We start from the raw sequence: 20,909 nt of genomic DNA on the forward strand, positions 1-20,909 counted from the left end.
AACCTGGCATCGGACCTTGTCGAAAAACGCGAGCGGATTGATGAGGCGAACGGCATTTTCTTGCTCGCGGGGCGTGGGAAGTTTCGGATATCGTCAAGCAGCGCCCAGCTGTATTTGGCCGCGCGAAAAGATGCTTCCAGGAATATTGTGTAATACCAATTGGTTATACTGGCTCTTGGATCGATCGCCGGCGCCCGCCATTCGAGGCCGGGCCGCCGTAAATTTGGCCGCATTTGGCAGCGCTTTTGGTCGTCTCGTCGCTGCGGTTCGCGGCATATGCAATCTGAATAGTCTGCCCCGGTGATGCCCTGTGCTAGTCGGGTTGGAATTCTCTGCCTGCAGAATAATAAAGGAAAACGATGCGTAAATTTTTCTTGGTAGTCACCCTGCTGTCGCTGTCGGCCCCGACCGGTGCCATCGCCGAGCCAACGCCGCAGCAGCAGCAGCGTAGCGGCACACCGGAGGAGCAAAAGGCCTGTGCTCACGATGTCCAAAAATTTTGTCGTCCCGTCATGAATGATGACGACCTGACCGTTCTGGCCTGCCTTCAGCAAGTTCGCCCCAAATTGACCGTGGCCTGCAATAAGGTTCTGGTCGACCACGGGCAATAAGCGCGTTCAGCCAGCCGCCGCCGGGCCGTTATCGGCCTAGCTCGGAGGCGAACTCAATCTGCGGGAGATCGCGGATGGCATTGGTTTTGGTGTCGTATTCCCCTATATGGGGTCTGCGATCCCTACGCATGCGCGAGACCCAAGGTGCATGCTATGCCCATGAGAATGTAGCAAGTTTTTTGATGACCACCGCGAGCGAATTGCGATCCGGCAAGACTCACCGCGACGAAAATTTTCCGGTCGCGTCGTGGATCATCCACCCGCGCCATCGGGGATTGATCCTCGCGTTCTACAATTTTGTGCGAACCGCCGACGACGTCGCGGATCACGCTACGCTCGGTGGGCACGAAAAGCTGGCCTATCTCGATCTGCTTGAAGCCGAGCTGCTGGGCCGCGGTGATAGCCAGCCCGAGGCGGTCAATCTGCGACGTGCGCTGGCCGAGCGCTCGATGCCGCCGCGCCATGCCCTCGATGTGCTGATCGCCTTTCGGATGGATGTGACCAAGCTTCGTTACGAGACATGGGATGAAGTGATCCACTATTGCCGATACTCGGCGATGCCGGTCGGCAGGTTCATGCTCGACGTCCACGGCGAGAGCACGTCGACCTGGGCTGCATCGGATGCACTCTGCGCCGGTCTGCAGATCAACAATCATCTTCAGGACTGTGGCAAGGACTACAGGAATCTCAATCGCGTCTATCTTCCGCGCGACGCGCTCGCCGCCGCCGGGGCCTCGGTGGAGTCGCTCGGGGCCGCCCGCGCGCCGCCGCCACTGCTGCAATGCCTGCATGCGCTGGCGGCCAGGACCGAGATTCTGCTCGACGAAAGCAAATCGCTCAGCGCCGAAGTGAAGGACCTCAGGCTGGGGCTTGAGATCTCCGTGATCGAGGCCTTCGCCGACAAGATCGTCGGTCTTCTGAAAGTGCGCGATCCCCTGAGCGAGAAGGTGCATCTCGGTCCAGCCGAACTGCTCGCCTACAGCCTCGGCGGAATGGTCAGCGAGTTGACCCGGCGGGCGATCGGACGTCGGCCCGTTTCAAAACCGGCGGCCGGCGCATGACGCTTGAGACGGCGGAAGCCCATGCGAGTTACGGGACATCGGCGTCGGGCAGTTCGTTCTACGCGGCGATGCGGATTCTCCCGCACGCGCAGCGCGAGGCGATGTTTCAGATCTACAGTTTTTGCCGGCAGGTCGACGACATCGCCGATTCCGACGGCCCGCGGCCGGAACGGCTGGCGGCGCTGCAACGATGGCGTGACGATATCGACGCGCTGTATCAGGGCCATCCGCCGGCCCGGTTGCGGGACTATGCTTCGTCGGTTCAAAGCTTCGGCCTGCAACGCGAGGATTTTCTGGCCATCGTTGACGGCATGGAAATGGACGTGCCGCAGGACATCCGTGCGCCCGACCTCGCGACGCTCGATCTGTATTGTGACCGCGTCGCCAGCGCGGTCGGACGGCTGTCGGTGCGGGTGTTCGGTCTGGCGCAAGACGATGGAATCGACCTCGCGCATCATCTCGGCCGTGCCCTGCAGTTGACAAATATCCTGCGCGACATCGACGAAGACGCCGCCATCGGCCGGCTTTATCTGCCGCGCGAGGGGTTGCTGCATGCGGGCATCACCTCGACCGATCCGCTCAAGGTCATCTCCGACCCGGCGCTGCCGAAGGTATGTGCGCCGCTGGTGGCGCGGGCGCGCGCGCATTTCGAGAAAGCGGATGAAGTCATGGGCCGCAATCCGCGGCGCGTGGTGCGCGCGCCAAGGATCATGTCGAAATATTATCGCGCAATTCTGGAATTGCTCGTCGCTAGAGGGTTCGCTGTACCGCGCAATCCGGTTCGTCTCAACAAGCTGGCCCGCATGGCCATCCTTCTTCGCTACGGCTTCATCTGATGCAAAAGATTGTCCACATCATCGGCGCTGGAATTTCGGGCCTTTCGGCAGCCATCCGGCTGGCGAACGCGAATTACAGGGTGAATCTCCACGAAGCCACGCAGCAGGCCGGCGGTCGCTGCCGGTCATATTTCGACGCGGCCACCAACCTGACCATCGACAACGGCAATCACCTTTTGCTCTCGGGCAACCGCCATGCGGTGGCTTACGCAAGGTCGATCGGCACCGAGGCCGGGCTGGTGGGACCGAAACGCGCCCAGTTTCCCTTCGTCGACCTGACCACCGGACAGCGTTGGCAGCTCGATCTGGGAGAGCGCCGGCTGCCGCTGTGGGTGTTCGATGAGGCTCGCCGGGTGCCTGACACCGGCCTGCGTGATTATCTGGCGCTGATGCCGCTGATTTGGGCAGCGCAAAGCAAACGGGTCGCGGATGCAATCCCCTGTGAGGGAACGCTGTATCAGCGGCTGGTACAGCCGCTGCTGCTGGCGGCGCTGAACGTCGACCCGCCCGAGGGATCCGCAGGCCTTGCCGGCGCCGTTGTGCGGGAAACCTTGCTGGCGGGCGGCCAGGCTTGCCGGCCGCTGATCGCGCGCGACGGCTTGAGCGCGGTTCTGGTCGAACCCGCGATCAAGCTGTTGCGGGACAAGGGCGCCAGCATCCAGTTCGGCCATGAGCTGCGCGAATTCTCGCTTTCGGCAGGTCGCGTTGGCGAACTGAAATTCGGCACCGACACCGTCACCGTCGCGCCCGATGATGCAGTGATCATGGCGGTTCCGCCGCGCCCGGCCGCGTCGCTGCTGCCGGGCCTCAAGACCCCGACCAAATTCCGGGCGATCGTCAATGCCCATTTCCGCTTCGATCCGCCGAAGGACATGCCCCCGCTGATCGGGCTCGTCGGGGGACTGGTGGAATGGCTGTTTGCGTTCCCGCAACGCCTGTCGGTCACCATCAGCAATGGCGACCGGCTGGTGGATATGCCGCGCGAGGAACTCGCGCAGGCGATCTGGCGGGATATCTGCAAGGCCGGGGGCGTGCAGGGCGAACTGCCGCCCTGGCAGATCGTGCGCGAGCGCCGCGCCACGTTCGAGGCCACGCCGGAACAAAATGCGCTTCGGCCGGGCGCGGTCACGGACTGGAAAAATCTGTTTCTCGCCGGCGACTGGACTGATACGGGGTTGCCGGCAACCATCGAAGGGTCGGTGCGGTCGGGTAACCGCGCCGCCGATCTGGCCCTCGCCATGCGGCAGGCCTGATCGGATGGTAGGCCAGACCCAGGCTTTCGGTGAGACCGGACGGATAAGGGCGGGGATGTCGGACCAGATGCATTCCGGAAATAGCCCAGGTGGAAGCGAGATCGATGGCGCCCTGGGGGCGAGTATCGGATCGGCGACGCGTGCGTTGCTCGGCTACCGGCAACCCGACGGACATTGGGTGTTCGAACTGGAAGCCGATTGCACCATCCCGGCGGAATATGTGCTGCTTCGTCACTATCTGGGCGAGCCGGTCGACCGCGTGCTGGAAGCCAAGATCGCAAATTACCTGCGCCGGGTTCAGGGCGCCCATGGCGGCTGGCCGCTGGTGCATGATGGCGATTTCGAGATGAGCGCCAGCGTGAAAGCCTATTTCGCGCTGAAGATGATCGGCGATTCCGCGGACGCGCCGCACATGGTCCGTGCGCGCGAGGCGATCCGGTCGCGCGGTGGCGCCATCCACAGCAACGTTTTCACGCGCTTCATGCTGGCCATGTTCGGGGTGACGACGTGGCGCTGCGTGCCGGTGCTGCCGGTCGAGATCATGTTGTTGCCGATGTGGTCGCCATTTCATCTCAACAAGATTTCCTACTGGGCGCGAACCACGATCGTGCCGCTGATGGTCTTGGCGGCATTGAAACCGCGCGCCAAGAACGTCAGCGGCGTGGGCATCGATGAGCTGTTCCTGCAGGATCCGCGCTCGATCGGCATGACGGCCAAGGCGCCGCATCAGAGCTGGGGCTGGTTCTTGCTGTTTCGCGGACTGGATAGCGTGTTGCGGACGATCGAGCCGCTGTTTCCGAAGAAGCTGCGCGCGCGCGCGATCGATGCCGCGATCGCCTTCATCGAGGAACGGCTGAACGGCGAAGATGGGTTGGGTGCGATCTACCCGCCAATGGCCAATGCCGTGATGATGTACGAGGTGCTCGGCAAGCCGGCGGATTATCCGCCCCGCGCGGTCACGCGAAAGGGGCTCGACAAGCTTCTGGTGATCGGCGAGCACGAGGCCTATTGCCAGCCCTGCGTTTCGCCGGTGTGGGACACCTCGCTGACCTGTCATGCCCTGATCGAAGCCGGCGGCGAGGAGGCATTGCCGCCGGCCAAACAGGGTCTGGATTGGCTGGTGCCCAAGCAGGTGCTGGACGTCAAGGGCGACTGGGCCGTGAAGCGTCCGGAGGTTCGCCCCGGCGGGTGGGCGTTCCAGTACAACAACGCCTACTACCCCGACCTCGACGACACCGCGGTCGTCGTCATGGCGATGGATCGCGCGCGTCGTTCCGCGCCAAATCCCGCCTACGATGCCGCGATCGCCCGCGGCCGCGAATGGATTGAGGGGATGCAGAGCCGCGACGGCGGCTGGGCCGCCTTCGACGTCAATAATCTCGAATATTATCTCAACAACATCCCGTTCTCGGATCACGGCGCGCTGCTCGACCCTCCGACCGAGGATGTCACGGCCCGCTGCATCTCGATGCTGGCTCAACTCGGGGAGACCGCGCAAAGCAGCAAGGCGGTTGCGGACGGGATAGATTATCTGCGCCGGACCCAGCTGGCGGAGGGGTCGTGGTACGGCCGTTGGGGGCTGAACTACATTTATGGCACCTGGTCGGCGCTGTGCGCGCTTAACGCCGCCGGGATGGATCACCAGGACCCGGCGATCCGCAAGGCCGTGGACTGGCTGGTGTCGATCCAGAACAAGGATGGCGGCTGGGGCGAGGAAGCCACCAGCTACCGGCTGGACTACCGGGGATTCGAGGGCGCCCCCACCACGGCCTCGCAAACGGCATGGGCCTTGCTTGGTCTGATGGCGGCGGGCGAGGTTGGGCACCCGGCGGTTGCCCGCGGCGTGGAGTACCTAATAGCCACACAGACCGAAAAAGGACTGTGGGACGAGCCGAACTACACGGCGACGGGCTTTCCTCGGGTATTTTATCTGCGCTATCATGGCTATCCGAAGTTCTTTCCGCTCTGGGCGTTGGCGCGGTACCGGAATCTAAGGATCACCAACAGCAGGGTGGTAGGGGTCGGAATGTGAAATTGGGGGCGGGGGACGGCACGTCCGGGGGCAATCGAATTGACCCGCGGCCGGTATTGATTGTGACTGGTCTGGTGCAGGAGGCCCGCATTGCGGCCGGGCCGGGCATGACCGTTATCTGCAGCAGTAGCGATCCGCAGCAATTGCGGGCGCTGCTTACGGTCTTCGATCCCACGACGATCAGGGGCGTGATCAGCTTCGGCGTGGCCGGCGGACTGGATCCCTCGTTGAAATCCGGCGACATCGTGGTGGCGACGGAAGTGCTGGCCGGCGACGCCCGCTGGCTGGCCGGTCTGGCGCTGAACGAAGACCTGATCGCCAGCGTCGCGCTCGGCCGCCGACGCATCGTCAGGGGCCGTCTTGCGGGGGCGGAGCAGGTGGTCTCGGCCCGGCACGTCAAGGCCGCGCTGCACTCGCAGACGGGGGCTGCCGCCGTCGACATGGAAAGCCATATCGCCGCCGCCTACGCCGCCGAAGCCGGCCTTCCGTTTGCGGCCTTGCGCGTCATCAGCGACCCCGCTAGCCGGGCCTTGCCCGCGCTGGCGATGGCCGCGATCAAGCCGAACGGCGACATCGATCTGCGCAAGGTTCTGCGCGGGGTTGCGCGCAATCCGACGACGCTGCGCGCGCTGGTCTCGACCGGAATCGATTTCAATCGCGCGCTGCGCAGCCTACGCGGCTGTCGAGGCTTTCTGCTGGGCGGCGAGGGCCTCGTCGCGGCGGATATCTGACAGGCGCTTCTGCACCTCCGACGAGAAGATGTACTGCGCCGGCCGCTGGTTTTCGAGGCTGATCTCCGGGGCCATCGGTCCCGTGGTGCGCACGCCGCGCAGCGCCACCCAGAGCGCCTTGAACGGATTGCCCAGCGCGGCCTCGGCCGCAGTCGGCTCGTAACCGCAATGCGCCATGCAGTCGGCGCACTTCTCGTACTTGCCGGTGCCGTAGGTTTCCCAGTCGGTGGTTTCCATCAGCTCCTTGAAGGTCTTGGTGTAGCCTTCGCCGAGCAGATAGCAGGGCTTCTGCCAGCCGAAGATATTGCGCGCCGGCATGCCCCAAGGCGTGCATTCGTAGTTCTGATTGCCGGCAAGGAAATCCAGGAACAAGCCGGAATGCATGAAATTCCACTTCTTGCCCTTGCCGAGCGCGAATACGTCGCGGAACAGCTTCTTGGTCTTGGTGCGGTTGAGGAAGTGCTCCTGGTCCGGCGCGCGTTCGTAGGCATAGCCTGGCGACATCGAAACGCCGACCCCGAGTTCTGTCGTGAAGTCGAGGAACTTGGCGATGTCCTCGGCGGCATGTCCATCGAAGATCGTGGCATTGACGTTGACCGTGAATCCCTTCGCCTTGGCGGCCTTGATCGCGGAAACCGCGCGATCGAACACGCCCGTCTGGGAGACCGCCTTGTCGTGATGGTCCTTCAAGCCGTCGAGATGCACCGAGAAAAACAGATAGGGCGACGGTTCGAACAGATCGAGCTTCTTCTCCAGCAACAGCGCGTTGGTGCATAGCGACACGAATTTCTTGCGCGCCACCAGACCACGCACGATCTCGCCGATCTCCTTGTGGATCAGCGGCTCGCCGCCGGGGATCGCCACCATCGGCGCGCCGCATTCATCGGCGGCATCCCAGCATTCCTGCGCCGACATTCGGCGGTTGAGGATCGCGTCGGGATAGTCGATCTTGCCGCAGCCGACGCAAGCGAGGTTGCAGCGAAACAGCGGCTCGAGCATCAGCACCAGCGGATAACGTTTCCGGCCCAGCAGCTTCTGCTTCATCAGATAGGCGCCGATACGCATTTCCTTGAAGAATGGTATTGCCATTACAGGTTTCTTTCTGGACTCAAGTAGAGGAGTGGATCAGCCCGCCGCTAGTTCAGCAGGAAGCCGAAATTCGATATTTTCTTCGCGGCCTGGAAGCACTGACACCGCGACCGGTCCAATGCGCCTCAGGGCCTCGATCACGTCGTCAACAAGTACCTCCGGGGCCGAGGCGCCGGCGGTGATGCCGACGGCCTTGGCGTCCTTCAGCCAATCCGGGTTCAACTCGCTGCCATCAGCAATCAGGTAACTCGCAACGCCGACTTCGGTGCCGATTTCGCGCAGCCTGTTCGAATTGGAACTGTTGTTGGCCCCCACCACCAGGATAACGTCTACCAGCTTGCTAAGGTCCCTTACCGCAGATTGGCGGTTCTGTGTCGCATAGCAGATATCCCGGATGTCCGGGCCCTGGATGTCCGTAAAACGCTGCTGGAGGGCCGCAATGATGTCCTTGGTATCGTCCACGCTGAGGGTGGTCTGGGTGATATAGGCCACCGGCGTGTCGGCCGGCATCGTCAAAGCCGAGACATCATCGACGTTCTGGACCAGCAGCACGGGGCCGGGGACCTGACCCATGGTTCCCTCGACCTCCGGGTGGCCGGCATGGCCAATCAGGATAAGCGCCCGGCCCTTCGACATATAGCGCTTGCCCTGGTTGTGCACCTTGGTCACCAGCGGGCAGGTGGCATTGAGGACCGGCAGGCCGCGCGCCGCGGCCTCTTCCTCCACGCTCCGCGCCACGCCGTGGGCGCTGAAGACCGTAACGGCGTGAGGGGGCACTTCCGAGAGATCCTCAACGAAGATGGCGCCTTTGTTCTTCAGGCTCTCGACCACGTATTTATTGTGGACGATCTCATGCCGCACATAGACCGGCGGGCCATATTTTTCGAGCGCGCGCTCGACAATTTCGATCGCGCGGACGACGCCTGCGCAAAACCCGCGAGGCTGCGCAAGATACACTTCCATGGGACGCCCGTTACGCAAGTTGCACCAACTTCATTCCGTATCTCCGTCTGGCTCGGACAATTGCAATATCCGCACCAACCTCCGTCAATGTGGAGGAGCAGCGCTTTGTGTCAAAAAAACACCGGCTAGAAAAGGCGGATCGCAAAAGGGTTCTGTCCAGGGCGCAGCTGTTAGGTTGCGCTTTTGGTCGGATTAGGTGCTATATTACCGTAATTCACAAACCGCAGCCGATGAGCGCTTCGCCTCACTTGTTCGTCACTTCGCGGGCAATCTGCGTAATTGCGCCCCTCCGGCATGGTTTCGGCGTGTTTTGATCTATTTTGGCATGTTCCTGTAGAAGAAATGCTCAAAAACAACATTAGATTGGACCGCGGAACTCCGCTAGACAGCGGGCGTTTCCGGCAGGCTGTTAACATTAGAAAGAAAAAATGTGCTGACAAGTATTGTTGTATCGATTGTCAAAGCCTGCACACGGTTTGCCGTCTCCACCGTCCTGATCGCACTCATCCTGGCGATCGCAGCGGGCTTCTATACCGCCCGAAAGTTTGAGATCAACACCGATATCAACACGTTGATCTCGCCGGATCTGGATTGGCGCAAGCGGGACATTCAATTCGACGATGCTTTCGACCGCGACAGGACCATCCTGGCCGTGGTGGAAGGACCGACGCCGGAACTCACGAACTCGGCGAGCGCCGCCCTCGACCAGAAACTGGCTGGCGATACCAAGCATTTCGAATCGGTCCAGCCGCTTGGCTCGGGGGAGTTCTTTGAAAAGAACGGGCTGCTGTTCCTGCCGGTGCCCGAGGTTGCCCGTCTGACCAACCAGTTCGGATCCGCCGCGCCGCTGATCGAGATCATGGCCGGCGATCCCAGCCTGCGCGGATTGACCGGTGCGCTGGAAACCGGATTAGCCGGCATCAAACGCGGCCAGGTCAAGCTTGACAGCACCGAGCGGCCCTTCAACCTGATCGCCCAGACGGTCGAGAATGTGCTCAATAACGGTAGCGGGACGTTCTCCTGGCGCGAGCTCGTCAGCGATAAACCTCTGACCGATGCCGATCGCCGCGCCTTCATCGAATTCAAGCCGATCCTCGATTTTAATGCGCTGGAACCGGGAAAGGCCGCGACGGACGCCATCCGGCAGGCCGCCAGCGATCTCCATCTCGCCGGGGAATATGGCGCGCGGGTCAGGCTGACCGGACCGGTTCCGATCGCCAACGAGGAATTCGCGACCGTTGCCGATGGCGCTGTCGTCAACGGTATCGGCACCATTCTCGTCGTGCTGTTCATTCTCTGGATGGCGCTGCATTCGGTGAAGATCATCTCCGCGGTATTCGCCAATCTCTTCATCGGCCTTTCGATCACCACCGCGGTCGGACTGTGGATGGTCGGATCGCTGAACCTGCTTTCGATTGCGTTCGCCGTCCTGTTCGTTGGATTGGGCGTGGATTTCGGGATCCAGTTCAGCGTCCGCTACCGGTCGGAACGATTCAAGAGCAACGATCTGCAGACGGCGCTCGAGAAGGCGGCTGAATATTCCGCAGTCCCGCTATCACTGGCCGCAATGGCGACGGCGGCCGGATTCCTTTCGTTCCTGCCGACCGACTACAAGGGTGTTTCGGAACTCGGGAAGATCGCCGGTGTCGGCATGCTGGTTGCCTTTCTCTCCAGCATCACGGTGCTGCCGGCGCTGCTCAGTCTGCTCAATCCTCCCGGGGAAAAGGAACCCGTTGGCTACGCGTTCCTCGCGCCGGTCGATCATTTCCTCGAAAAGCACCGCGTCGGCATCATTGTCGGGACCCTGCTGATTGCGGTTGCCGGCCTGCCGCTGCTGTATTTCCTCAGATTCGATTTCAACCCGATCAATCTGCGCAATGCCAAGGTCGAATCGATTGCCACCTTTCTCGATCTGAGGAGAGATCCCAACACCGGCGCCAACGCCATCAATGTGATGACGAACTCGGAAGCCGATGCGAAGAAGATTGAAGCGCGGCTTGAAAAGGTACCGGAAGTCCTCCGCGTGATGTCGCTGGACAGTTTTGTGCCCGAAGAGCAGCCGGAAAAGCTCAAGCTCATCGCCCAGGGCGCCAAGGTGCTCAATCCCGCGCTCAACCCCGAATCGATCGATGCTCCGCCGTCGGACGCGGAGAACGTGGAGGCCCTGAAGGGAACTGCGGATAGTCTGCGGAAGACCGCCGGCGACGCCAAGGGGCCGGGGGCAGTGGCGTCGCGGCGGCTCGCCGACGCCTTGTCAAGGCTCGCCGATTCAAATCAGTCCGTGCGGGACAAGACCCAGGCCATCTTCGTCACCCCGCTGAAGGTGGTGCTCGATCAACTCAAGAACGCGCTGCAGGCCCAGCCGGTCAGCCTGAAGACGTTGCCGGCCGATCTGGTGCGTGGCTGGAAAACCAAGGACGGCCTGACGCGCGTCGAGGCGCAGCCGCGCGGCGACCCCAACGACAACGACACGCTGCGCAAGTTTGCCGGAGCGGTTCTGGCTGCCGAGCCGAACGCGATCGGCGGACCGGTATCGATTCTCAAATCCGGCGATACCGTCGTCAAGGCCTTCATCCATGCCGGCCTGACGGCGCTGGTCGTGATCGGTTTTCTGCTCTGGCTCACCTTGCGGCGCATCACCGACGTGCTGTTGACGCTGGTTCCGCTGCTGGTGGCCGGAGCTGTGACGATGGAAATCTGCGTGTTGATCGGGCTGCCGCTCAACTTCGCCAATATCGTCGCGCTGCCATTGCTGCTCGGCGTCGGCGTGGCATTCAAGATTTATTACGTCACGGCATGGCGCGCCGGCAAAACAAATCTGCTGCAGTCGAGCCTGACGCGGGCCATATTTTTCAGCGCCATGACGACAGCCACGGCGTTCGGCAGCCTGTGGCTGTCGAGCCATCCGGGGACTGCGAGCATGGGCAAGCTGTTGGCGCTCTCGCTGCTCACGACGCTTGCCGCGGTGTTGCTGTTTCAGCCGGCGCTAATGGGCAAACCGCGCGATGTCGGGGAGTAGGCAGATATCGCCGACCGGATCAGCCGACGGTGCGGCCGTCGCCTGTTTTTGACCGGAGGTTTTCGCGGCCGGGCTGACGGATCCCGTGGTCTTCGGCGCGGCCGGGGACTTCGGGGTGCCCTTGGCCATGCCGTTGGCAGGGCTCGAGGGAATTGGACCTGCGACGCGGGTCCAGGTTTCCCCGCCGCAGAGAAAGCCCAGCACGCAGCCTTGAATTTCAAGCTGGTCGGATCCGACCGGCTTGATCGTCGAACTGTAGAATTGTCCGTCCTTGGCGTTGTAGACTTGGCCTTCCCATTGATCGACGCCAGCTTTCTTCTTCATGTCGATCAGGATCGGCATGCCCAGGGTCGGCCTGCTCTTTTTTGAGACGTCCGGATTGTTGGTGTCGTGCCCGCCCGGGGTCTTTTCCCAGGCCACCGCCCCCCACATGCTGCCGTTGCACTCGGCGACACGGATGTTGGCGACGCCGTCGGCGACCTTCCAGTCGCCCGTCGGATCCGCCGCCAGGGCGGACGCGGGTCCGGTCGCCAAAAATATCCCGGTAAATATTACTTTGCGCATGATGTTTCGTTGGCAGTGCAACATGGTTTAAACCTGTGCTTAATTAGATGATGCGGTGGAAGGGCAAAACGCCGCATTGAGCGTTTTCAGTTGACGGAACGGCCAACAATCGAAGTATGTAGCTGATGCCATATTCAAATCTAGACGTTTCCGAGATGTTTGCAGATCGGCAGTCGCAGCGCAGTTCCCTGCATGCGCGCCATTTGAACGAACAACTGGTACGGGTCCTGAAGACGATAGGCTATGATGTCGGCTTTCAGAAGGGCCAGGGCCAGTACCTGTTCGATCGCGACGGGGCTCGCTACCTCGACTTACTCAGTGGTTTTGGCGTTTTTGCGATCGGGCGGAACCATCCGGCGCTGCGCCAGGCGTTGAAGAGCGTTCTGGACAGCGATCTGCCTAATCTGGTGCAGCTCGATGTTTCGACCCTGGCCGGGGTACTTGCGGAACGGCTGCTCAAATATGTCCCATATCTGGACAAGGTGTTTTTTGCCAATTCCGGCGCGGAATGTGTCGAAGCTGCGATCAAGTTCGCGCGCAGCGCCACCGGCCGGCCGGGTATCGTCTACTGCGCCCATGCTTACCACGGATTGACCTACGGTGCGCTTTCGCTGACCGACGATCCCAACTTCCGCGGCGGGTTCCAGCCGCTGCTGCCCGGATGCACCTCGATACCGTTCAATGATCTTGCCGCGCTCGAGCAGGCATTGTCCTCGCGCGAAGTTGCCGCCTTCATTGTCGAGCCGATCCAGGGCAAGGGCGTCAACATGCCCACCGACGAATTTCTCCCGGGCGCGGCCGCGCTCTGCCGCAAGTATGGCACCTTGATGGTGGCGGACGAGATCCAGACCGGAATGGGTCGAACGGGGCGGTTTCTCGCGGTCGAACACTGGAATGTCGAACCCGATATGGTCCTGATTTCCAAGGCGCTGTCGGGCGGTCATGTCCCGGTCGGCGCATTGCTGACCCGCAAGGCGATCTTCGACAAGATTTTCAGCCAGATGGATCGCGCGGTCGTGCACGGATCGACCTTTGCCAAAAACGATTTGGCGATGGCGGCCGGAATCGCCACGCTCGAGGTACTGAAGTCGGAGAAGCTGATCGAGGCCGCGGCCAAGCGCGGCGCCGAGCTTCGGCTGGCGCTGACCCGAATGGTTCCTGGTTATGAGCTTTTGAAGGAAGTCCGCGGCAAGGGACTGATGATCGGCCTGGAGTTCGGCTCGCCGAAGTCGTTGCGGTTGAAAGCGTCATGGAACGTGCTCGAAACCGCCAACAAGGGCCTGTTTTGCCAGCTCATCACGGTGCCCCTGTTCAAGGATCACAAGATCCTGACCCAGGTCTCCGGCCACGGCAGCCACACCATCAAGCTGTTGCCGCCGCTGACCATCACTGAAGAAGATTGCCGCTGGATCGAGACCGCGTTCGACCAGGTGATCGCTTCCAGCCACAAGGTCCCGGGCGCGATCTGGTCGCTCGGCAAGACGCTGGTCGACAACGCCGTGCGCAGGTCGGCGTAACGTTAGGTCTTCCTGTAATCCTGTTTCCGTAGCTATCTCCTGCCGCGTTTGTGGTCGACGTCGCTCGCGTATGGCAGGCGCGCGTCGTGACAGGACATTTCTTGCAGATCAGCGCCCATCCTCCAGAATCATGGTTGCGCCTTTCTCGGCAATCATCGCGGTCGGGGTATTGGTATTGCCGGAGGTGATCGTCGGCATCACCGAGGCATCGGCCACGCGCAGTCCCGCAATCCCGTAAAAACGCAAGCGCTCATCGACGACCGCCATCGGATCGCCCGCCGTACCCATCTTCGCGGTTCCCACCGGGTGAAAAATCGTGGTGCCGATATCGCCGGCGGCTTTCGCCAGCGACGCATCGTCGTCGCCGACCGACGGGCCCGGCAGAAATTCCTCGGGGTGATAGGGCGCGAGTGCCGGCTGCTTCATCAGCCGCCGCGTCGCGCGGATGGCATCGGCGGCGACCTGACGATCTTCGCCGGTCGACAGATAGTTCGGCGCGATCGAGGGCGCCTGATCCGGCAGCGCCGAGCGAAGGCGCACGGTGCCGCGCGAGGTCGGCTGCAGATTGCAGGCGCTCACCGTGATCGCGGGGAAGCGGTGCAATGGATCGCCGAACTTGTCGAGCGAGAGCGGCTGCACGTGGAACTGGATATTGGCGCGTTCGCGATGCGGATCCGAACGGGTGAAGATGCCGAGCTGCGACGGCGCCATGGTCAGCGGACCGCGGCGGCGGAAGGCATAATCGAGGCCCATCAGACCGCGCCGGATCAATGAATAATAGGTCTCGTTGAGCGTGCGTACGCCATCGACCTTGTAGATAGCGCGCTGCTGCAGATGATCCTGCAGATTTCGTCCGACGCCTTGCCGGTCCAGCACACTGTCGATCCCGAGCGGGGTCAGCCATTCCGCCGGCCCGATGCCGGAGCGGTGCAGCACCTGGGTTGAGCCGATCGAGCCGGCGCACAGGATCACCTCGCCCTTGGCGCGGGCCTCGATGACTTCGCCACCGCTGGTGAAGCGCACGCCGGCGGCGCGGCCGTCCTCGATGATGAGGCAGTCGACCAGCACGTCCTTTTCAAGCCGCAGATTGGCGCGCTTCAAAGCGGGCTTGAGGAAGCCGCGCGCCGACGACCAGCGGCGTCCGCGCTTCTGGTTGACGTGGAAATAGCCGACGCCCTCATTGTCGCCGGTGTTGAAATCCGCAATTTTGCGAATTCCCATCTGCTCCGCCGCGTCGCCAACCGCGTCCAGAATGGCCCATGACAGCCGCGGGGCTTCGATCCGCCAGCCGCCGCCGGTGCCGTGGTGCTCGCTGTCGCCCAGAAAGTGATCCTCAAGCCGGCGGAACGCGGGCAGCACATCGTCGTAACCCCAGCCGGCCAGCCCGAGCTGGCGCCAATGGTCGTAGTCGGCGGCCTGTCCGCGCATCGAGATCATGGCGTTGATGGCGGAAGAGCCGCCGATCACCTTGCCCCGGGGATAGGCCAGCGAGCGGCCGTTGAGGCCGGCCTCGGGTTCGGTCCGGAACATCCAGTCCGAACGCGGGTTGCCGATGGCGAAGAGATAGCCGACCGGGATGTGAAACCAGATCCAGTTATCGCTGCCGCCGGCTTCCAGGATCAGCACCCGGTTCCTGGGGTCGGCCGACAGCCGGTTGGCAACGATGCAGCCGGCGGTGCCCGCACCAACGACAATGTAGTCGAAATCACCGTCAAGCCGCTTCATAAGCCACCACCACGCCAGCCATCCCCGGGAAACAAGGCCATAGCGTCGCGATGGCCCGCTGTACAGCGCCGCGCGGAGTATTGGGCGGGTCGTGGCTAGCGTGCTAGACAGGCCAAATACCCCGAAGTTTGGACCGAGATTACCCATGCCCATCGTCAATCGCGTCGCTGATCTGCAACCCGACATCCAGGCCTGGCGCCGGGATATCCATGAACACCCCGAATTGCTGTACGATGTTGACCGCACGGCGGCTTTCGTGGCGGAGCGGCTTCGTGAGTTCGGCTGCGACGAGATCGCGACAGGACTTGGCCGCACCGGCGTCGTCGGTGTCATCAGGGGTCGCAAGGCTGCCGGCCAGCGCGAGATCAGGGGGATCGGGCTTCGCGCCGATATGGATGCGCTGCCGATCGTGGAGGCGACCAAACTGCCTTACGCCTCCAGGACGCCGGGCAAGATGCATGCGTGTGGCCACGACGGCCATACCGCGATGCTGCTTGGCGCGGCCCGCTATCTCTCGGAGACCAGGAATTTCGCCGGCGACGCGGTTGTCATCTTTCAGCCGGCGGAAGAGGGCGGCGCCGGCGCAGCGGCGATGATCAGGGATGGCTTACTGGACCGCTTCGCCATCGATCAGGTTTACGGCATGCACAACGGCCCGGGCATTCCGGTCGGTTCGTTTGCGATCCGGCCCGGTCCGATCATGGCCTCCACGGATTCCGTCGACATTTCGATCGAAGGGCGCGGCGGGCATGCGGCGCGTCCGCATCTCTCGATCGATTCCGTGATGGTTGGCGCCCAGCTGATCACGGCGTTGCAGTCCATCGTGTCGCGCAGCGTCGATCCCCTGGAATCCGCGGTTGTTTCGATCTGCGAATTCCACGCCGGCAACGCGCGCAACGTGATCCCGCAAACCGCCGAGCTGAAGGGCACCGTCCGCACCCTGACGGCCGAGGTACGGGCGCTGGTCGAAAAGCGCGTGCGCGAGGTGGTCGACGGCGTGGCGCGCATCACCGGCGCGAAGATCAACCTGAAATACGAACGTGGCTATCCGGTGGTGGTCAACCACCCCTCGCAGACGGATGTCGCGATCCAGGTGGCGAAGGAGGTTGCCGGCGACGCCAATGTTCAGGAGATGGTGCCGTTGATGGGCGGGGAGGATTTCGCCTTCATGCTGGAGCAGCGGCCGGGTGCGTTTATTTTCTGCGGCAACGGCGACAGCGCGGGCCTGCATCATCCGGCCTACGATTTCAACGACGAGGCCATCGTCTTTGGCACCTCGTACTGGATCAAGCTGGTCGAGAACACGCTGGCGGCGTGACGCCTCGCGACGGAGTTTCAAAGCTATATATCCCAGGTAACAAGGCCCGCGCACCACGCGGGCCTTTCTCATGTCAAATCCGCCGTATCATACCAACGGCCGCGACCATTGACTCACTACGTCATCCTGAGGTGCGAGCGAAGCGAGCCTCGAAGGATGGCAACATGCACGGACTCGCGACCATCCTTCGAGGCCCGCGCGAGAGCGCGGGCACCTCAGGATGACGGTCATTGTCTGGTGCCGTTGGCATCAGAACAGGCGCGAGAAGATCACGTACAACGAGCCCGATATCAGGATCGCCGCCGGCAGCGTCAGCACCCACGCCATCACCATGTTGCGGATGGTCGCGATCTGCAATCCCGATCCGTTGGCGGCCATGGCGCCGGCGACGCCGGATGACAGCACGTGCGTGGTGGAGACCGGCAGGCCGAACATGTCGGCAGCACCAATGGTGGCGGCGGCAACCAGTTCGGCGGAGGCGCCCTGCGCGTAGGTGAGATGCGTCTTGCCGATCTTTTCGCCGACCGTCACCACGATGCGCTTCCATCCGATCATGGTGCCGAGGCCGAGCGCCAGCGCCACCGCGATCTTCACCCAGGTCGGGATGAACTTGGTGGCGCTGTCCAGCGAGCCCTTGTAGGCGTTGAGGATGCCGATCTCTTCCTTGTTCAGGTCGTTCTCCTTGTCCTTCATCAGGAAGCGGATCGCCTCCGAGGTCAGATACATGTCGTTGCGGGTGTTGCCGACCGCCTCCGCCGGCACCTTGTTGAGCGAACCGTATTTCTGAACCTGGTCGCCGACATCCTTCACCAGCACGGCAAGCGAAGGATAGGTGCCTTCGTTGAGCGTGTGCTGCGACACATATTGGGTCACCGCCGGGCGCGGGTCGCCGATGATGCTGTGGCCGGCGCCCTTGGCCGCAATCACGCTGGCGGCCGCGGCCGAGTTCTTCTCGAACAGCGCCACCTGCGAATCCGGCAAGGCGCGGTTCAGCGCGTAGGCCGTCGGCACCGTGCCGATCAGGATCAGCATGATCAGGCCCATGCCCTTCTGGCCGTCATTCGAGCCGTGCGCGAAGCTGACGCCGGTGCAGGTCAGGATCAGCAGGCCGCGGATCCACAGCGGCGGCGCCTTGTTGCCTTCCGGCGCGGCATAGAGCGCGGGGTTGCGGACGATCAGTTTCAGCACCAGCAGCAGCACGGCCGCGCAGACAAAGCCCACCAGCGGCGACAGCAGCAGCGCATAGCCGATTTCGGTGGCCTTGCTCCAGTCGACGCCGGAGGTGCCGTCGCGGCCGCGCATCAGCGCATTGGCGACGCCGACGCCGATGATCGAGCCGATCAGGGTGTGCGAGCTGGAAGCCGGCAGGCCGAAATACCAGGTCCCGAGATTCCAGATGATGGCGGCGATCAACAGCGCGAACACCATCGCGAAGCCGGCGCTGCTTCCGACCTGAAGGATCAGTTCGACCGGCAGCAGCGAGACGATGCCGAAGGCGACGGCGCCGGTCGACACCAGCACGCCGAGGAAATTGAAGAACCCCGACCACATCACCGCGAATTCGGCCGGAAGCGAATGGGTATAGATCACGGTCGCGACCGCGTTGGCGGTATCGTGGAAGCCGTTGACGAACTCGAAGCCGAGCGCGATCAGCAACGCCACCATCAACAAGAGATACGGCAGATAGGTCGTGACCTTGGTGCCGGTGGCATCGACATCGACATAGATGCTGTAGGCCACGAACAGCAGCCCGACCGCGAGAATGCCGAAAAAGATAATCATGGTCAGAGGATTGAAGCCCTTGTCGAGGTTGGGCCGTGAGGCCGGCTGGATCGGCCCGCCGTCTGTGCCGTCGATCGGCTGGTTGAGTGCAAAATCGGTCATCTGACGCCCCTGATACAGTGAGCGTTCATCATTGCCGCAGGGATTTGAAGGTTAGATGACAGCGGCGGAGATATCCAAGGTGCTGGAACGGGCATCGAGGCATTCGGGGCTACGCCGCGGTCCGATAATGACAATTGACGCTTCCACCGTCATTGCGAGGAGCGAAGCGACGAAGCAATCCATCTTTCATTGCTGAACCAAAGCTGGATTGCTTCGCTCCGCTCGCAATGACGACCAAACACACCTTCACATTCTCGCGGCGCGTTTCGCCCGAGCTATGCCAGAAATCTTCCGCCCTCCAATCAGAGGGCGCAGGGAATGCCGGGCGCCCGATGCGCCCGATAGCCGCGTATGCAATGGCAGAAAGCAAGAAGCATACGCGTTTGTCAGGTCACACCGGAATCACCCGGCATTCCCCGCGCAATGGTTTACGGCTTATAGCGCGCTCTCCCCGGTGACCGGGCTTTCTTGCCACCGTCATTGACGGAGTTGCCTCCACCAACTTGATGCCAGCGTCGGGGCATCAGGACCACACGTCTTCGCCGTCCTCGTCGAACCACGCTCGTCAGTCGTGGCTGCCGCGTCCATCGCATCTCACCGCACGTTCGTGACGATCGCGATCGCCCCTCCTTCGCCGTGAGACGCACGGATTTAAACCAATGATTTGCCCGACGGCGAAAGCGAAATATTTTTCGTTCAGGCGCTAGACACGAAAATCGCAAAATAGCCTGTCGGGCAAATCAGCTCGCTCTGTGAACACTCAGAAAGACGATTTGGGCGCGTACTCATACATTCGGTTCATGTCCGCTTCACTCCGAAAGCGACGCAATTGCTGTAGCAGCGGAGCGTCTCGAAGTGCCGGGACGGGATATTCCAACACCTAGACCACAGCAACGATGACGTGTGCCTGAATTTTGGCGGCAACCTCGCCGCTGCCATGTCTGTCTGCAATCGCGGATGCGGCGTAGTCGGTTGCAGCTTCCAGTTTTCCCGCGTCTCTGGCCTCGATTTCGTTGCGCAGAACAGTTCCCTGACAATAAGCAACGGCCGGAACGCGCGGCGAGGATGCGCGGCTTTGTTCGGCTCTCGTCTCGATCACCACGCGGGAGAAACCTGCGTCCTCCAGCTCGCGACGGATCAGTCCCGTATCGTGGTAGCCGTGCGGCGTGCGCGCCAGAAAGCGCGGCGGATCGTCCGGAAAAATCTGTGCGAGAGCATTCGTCACATCATCCGCAAATACATTCTCCTCGATACGATCCCATACGTTGAATAAAAAAAGTCCTCCGGGCTTCAGGACTCGCTTTGCTTCGCGGTAGGCAGATGAGCGGTCGGGAAAGAACATCGCGCCGAACTGACAACAAACGAGATCGAAAGCCGCATTTTCAAACCGTAGCGCCAGAGCATCCGCCTGGCGCCATTTGATCCGACTGTCGGGAGCTTGTCGCGAAGCGGCGTAGTCGAGCATCGGCTGGTTGAGGTCGGTTGCGATATAGCTTGCGCCGGGGGACAGTTTTGGCGCCAATGCGCGGGTGACAACCCCGGTGCCCGCGGCGATTTCCAAAACGGCGCTTGGCGACAAGGACGCTGCTTGTTGTGCAAGGTCTGCGGCGAACGGCTCGAAAATCAGCGGAACCATATAGCGGTCGTAGTTTTCCGGAATCGAGCCAGCGAACAGCTTGTCCGTTTCCAACATTGCTATCGCCTTGCCCTCCGTTTGATGGTTCGCGAGACTAGCATATAATTGTCCGGCTTGGGTCGTTCATCGATCGGCGTGATTTTCCCGAACACGCTTTGCGCCGGCGGGTTTATTACGTGCAAGAGCTTGCCGGAAGCGACGGTCCGTGGGCCCTAATGCGTGAACTTTGGAATTTGTTGGGCGAAGCCGTCGAAGCACCCCAGTCGGTCGTTGATGTCGACGATGTGGCGGCAATCCCGGATGCCCTTGACGGGCGGCGGATTCCGGTTGGGTTCCGGCCTGACGGCAGCGTCGTAGCAATTCAGCCGGGCTTGGGGATCATCCAGGATCTTGAGACATTTCTGGGCCTTTTCGGCGATCGAGACGCCTTTCGACGCCACCTCCTCGGCTGGCGCGGCTCTCGGCTTCATTGGCGCGGCCGGCTTTTCCGCGGCTGCCGGCGGCGGCGTTTGGGCCAAAGCCGCCGGGACCAAAGCCACGAGGGCAAAGGCGGCCACCAGCGACAGCACCGTGATCGGCAGCTTGATCCTCATGTCAGTTTCCTTTCGCCTTTGAACCCAGCTTACAAGGCGGCGAAAAATTTGAACTCTGGCGGAAGTGGTGTCCACAA

The 20,909-nt window shown here is 62.1% G+C and carries 16 protein-coding genes; 9 read left to right on the forward strand and 7 right to left on the reverse strand.

The features are described from left to right. Positions 1 to 359 precede the first annotated feature (359 nt). From E8A46_RS28660 to E8A46_RS28685, 6 genes are all read left to right on the forward strand, one after another. Positions 360 to 611: a hypothetical protein gene (locus tag E8A46_RS28660; protein ID WP_291568353.1), complete on the forward strand. Its 252-nt coding sequence runs from the start codon at positions 360 to 362 to the stop codon at positions 609 to 611. 182 nt (positions 612 to 793) lie between these two features. Next, entirely contained in the window at positions 794 to 1,672 is an 879-nt protein-coding gene (gene hpnC, locus E8A46_RS28665; RefSeq protein ID WP_291568355.1) for a squalene synthase HpnC, read from the forward strand. Further along, positions 1,669 to 2,508 carry a presqualene diphosphate synthase HpnD gene (hpnD, locus tag E8A46_RS28670; RefSeq protein WP_291568357.1) on the forward strand — a complete coding sequence of 280 codons (840 nt, stop codon included), beginning with the start codon at positions 1,669 to 1,671 and terminating at the stop codon, positions 2,506 to 2,508. Before hpnC ends, hpnD begins: the two co-directional genes overlap by 4 nt. Beyond that, entirely contained in the window at positions 2,508 to 3,761 is a 1,254-nt protein-coding gene (hpnE, locus tag E8A46_RS28675) for a hydroxysqualene dehydroxylase HpnE (RefSeq protein ID WP_291568359.1), read from the forward strand. Before hpnD ends, hpnE begins: the two co-directional genes overlap by 1 nt. A gap of 67 nt (positions 3,762 to 3,828) precedes the next feature. Next, complete coding sequence (shc, locus tag E8A46_RS28680) at positions 3,829 to 5,793, forward strand: squalene--hopene cyclase (protein ID WP_291568414.1); 1,965 nt, start codon at positions 3,829 to 3,831, stop codon at positions 5,791 to 5,793. Then, a complete protein-coding gene (locus E8A46_RS28685) occupies positions 5,790 to 6,524 on the forward strand; it encodes a phosphorylase (RefSeq protein WP_291568361.1) in 735 nt (244 codons plus the stop codon). Before shc ends, E8A46_RS28685 begins: the two co-directional genes overlap by 4 nt. On the opposite strand, the gene hpnH is transcribed toward E8A46_RS28685, so the two are convergent. Continuing rightward, on the reverse strand, positions 6,465 to 7,613 hold the full coding sequence (gene hpnH, locus E8A46_RS28690) for an adenosyl-hopene transferase HpnH (protein WP_291568363.1): 1,149 nt from the start codon (positions 7,611 to 7,613) through the stop codon (positions 6,465 to 6,467). The genes E8A46_RS28685 and hpnH overlap by 60 nt on opposite strands. A 36-nt stretch (positions 7,614 to 7,649) precedes the next feature. Next, a complete protein-coding gene (ispH, locus tag E8A46_RS28695) occupies positions 7,650 to 8,576 on the reverse strand; it encodes a 4-hydroxy-3-methylbut-2-enyl diphosphate reductase (RefSeq protein WP_291568365.1) in 927 nt (308 codons plus the stop codon). A gap of 430 nt (positions 8,577 to 9,006) precedes the next feature. On the opposite strand from ispH, the gene E8A46_RS28700 reads away from it, so the two are divergent. Then, the gene (locus tag E8A46_RS28700) at positions 9,007 to 11,595 is read left to right on the forward strand and encodes an MMPL family transporter (RefSeq protein WP_291568367.1); all 2,589 of its coding nucleotides are present in this window, start codon (positions 9,007 to 9,009) and stop codon (positions 11,593 to 11,595) included. Here the strand turns inward: E8A46_RS28700 and E8A46_RS28705 are convergent. After that, complete coding sequence (locus E8A46_RS28705) at positions 11,563 to 12,159, reverse strand: DUF2147 domain-containing protein (RefSeq protein ID WP_291568369.1); 597 nt, start codon at positions 12,157 to 12,159, stop codon at positions 11,563 to 11,565. The two genes, E8A46_RS28700 and E8A46_RS28705, sit on opposite strands and share 33 nt — an antisense overlap. Before the next feature lie 125 nt (positions 12,160 to 12,284). Here E8A46_RS28705 and hpnO point away from each other — a divergent pair, with 125 nt between their 5' ends. Continuing rightward, positions 12,285 to 13,676 carry an aminobacteriohopanetriol synthase HpnO gene (hpnO, locus tag E8A46_RS28710; protein WP_291568371.1) on the forward strand — a complete coding sequence of 464 codons (1,392 nt, stop codon included), beginning with the start codon at positions 12,285 to 12,287 and terminating at the stop codon, positions 13,674 to 13,676. Positions 13,677 to 13,784: 108 nt separating this feature from the next. On the opposite strand, the gene E8A46_RS28715 is transcribed toward hpnO, so the two are convergent. Beyond that, the gene (locus E8A46_RS28715; protein WP_291568374.1) at positions 13,785 to 15,401 is read right to left on the reverse strand and encodes a GMC family oxidoreductase N-terminal domain-containing protein; all 1,617 of its coding nucleotides are present in this window, start codon (positions 15,399 to 15,401) and stop codon (positions 13,785 to 13,787) included. Positions 15,402 to 15,546: 145 nt separating this feature from the next. On the opposite strand from E8A46_RS28715, the gene E8A46_RS28720 reads away from it, so the two are divergent. Beyond that, the gene (locus tag E8A46_RS28720) at positions 15,547 to 16,719 is read left to right on the forward strand and encodes a M20 aminoacylase family protein (protein WP_291568376.1); all 1,173 of its coding nucleotides are present in this window, start codon (positions 15,547 to 15,549) and stop codon (positions 16,717 to 16,719) included. Positions 16,720 to 16,968: 249 nt separating this feature from the next. Here the strand turns inward: E8A46_RS28720 and E8A46_RS28725 are convergent, their stop codons facing one another. The 3 genes from E8A46_RS28725 to E8A46_RS28735 all read right to left on the reverse strand — a co-directional run bounded on the left by E8A46_RS28725 (position 16,969) and on the right by E8A46_RS28735 (position 20,832). Then, complete coding sequence (locus E8A46_RS28725; protein ID WP_291568378.1) at positions 16,969 to 18,603, reverse strand: inorganic phosphate transporter; 1,635 nt, start codon at positions 18,601 to 18,603, stop codon at positions 16,969 to 16,971. An 880-nt stretch (positions 18,604 to 19,483) separates the two neighbouring features. Beyond that, positions 19,484 to 20,296 carry a class I SAM-dependent methyltransferase gene (locus tag E8A46_RS28730; protein ID WP_291568379.1) on the reverse strand — a complete coding sequence of 271 codons (813 nt, stop codon included), beginning with the start codon at positions 20,294 to 20,296 and terminating at the stop codon, positions 19,484 to 19,486. Positions 20,297 to 20,451: 155 nt separating this feature from the next. Next, positions 20,452 to 20,832, reverse strand: coding sequence for a hypothetical protein (locus E8A46_RS28735; RefSeq protein WP_291568381.1), 381 nt, complete (start codon positions 20,830 to 20,832; stop codon positions 20,452 to 20,454). Positions 20,833 to 20,909: the final 77 nt, after the last annotated feature.

Origin of the sequence: Bradyrhizobium sp. (assembly GCF_004799445.1) — a bacterium.
Lineage (GTDB): Bacteria > Pseudomonadota > Alphaproteobacteria > Rhizobiales > Xanthobacteraceae > Bradyrhizobium.

Coding starts and splice junctions, on each gene's coding strand:
- E8A46_RS28660 (WP_291568353.1), top strand. CDS start 360: ATGCGTAAATTTTTCTTGGTAGTCACCCTGCTGTCGCTGTCGGCCCCG.
- hpnC (WP_291568355.1), top strand. CDS start 794: ATGACCACCGCGAGCGAATTGCGATCCGGCAAGACTCACCGCGACGAA.
- hpnD (WP_291568357.1), top strand. CDS start 1,669: ATGACGCTTGAGACGGCGGAAGCCCATGCGAGTTACGGGACATCGGCG.
- hpnE (WP_291568359.1), top strand. CDS start 2,508: ATGCAAAAGATTGTCCACATCATCGGCGCTGGAATTTCGGGCCTTTCG.
- shc (WP_291568414.1), top strand. CDS start 3,829: ATGCATTCCGGAAATAGCCCAGGTGGAAGCGAGATCGATGGCGCCCTG.
- hpnH (WP_291568363.1), bottom strand. CDS start 7,613: ATGGCAATACCATTCTTCAAGGAAATGCGTATCGGCGCCTATCTGATG.
- ispH (WP_291568365.1), bottom strand. CDS start 8,576: ATGGAAGTGTATCTTGCGCAGCCTCGCGGGTTTTGCGCAGGCGTCGTC.
- E8A46_RS28705 (WP_291568369.1), bottom strand. CDS start 12,159: ATGCGCAAAGTAATATTTACCGGGATATTTTTGGCGACCGGACCCGCG.
- hpnO (WP_291568371.1), top strand. CDS start 12,285: ATGCCATATTCAAATCTAGACGTTTCCGAGATGTTTGCAGATCGGCAG.
- E8A46_RS28715 (WP_291568374.1), bottom strand. CDS start 15,401: ATGAAGCGGCTTGACGGTGATTTCGACTACATTGTCGTTGGTGCGGGC.
- E8A46_RS28720 (WP_291568376.1), top strand. CDS start 15,547: ATGCCCATCGTCAATCGCGTCGCTGATCTGCAACCCGACATCCAGGCC.
- E8A46_RS28725 (WP_291568378.1), bottom strand. CDS start 18,603: ATGACCGATTTTGCACTCAACCAGCCGATCGACGGCACAGACGGCGGG.
- E8A46_RS28730 (WP_291568379.1), bottom strand. CDS start 20,296: ATGTTGGAAACGGACAAGCTGTTCGCTGGCTCGATTCCGGAAAACTAC.
- E8A46_RS28735 (WP_291568381.1), bottom strand. CDS start 20,832: ATGAGGATCAAGCTGCCGATCACGGTGCTGTCGCTGGTGGCCGCCTTT.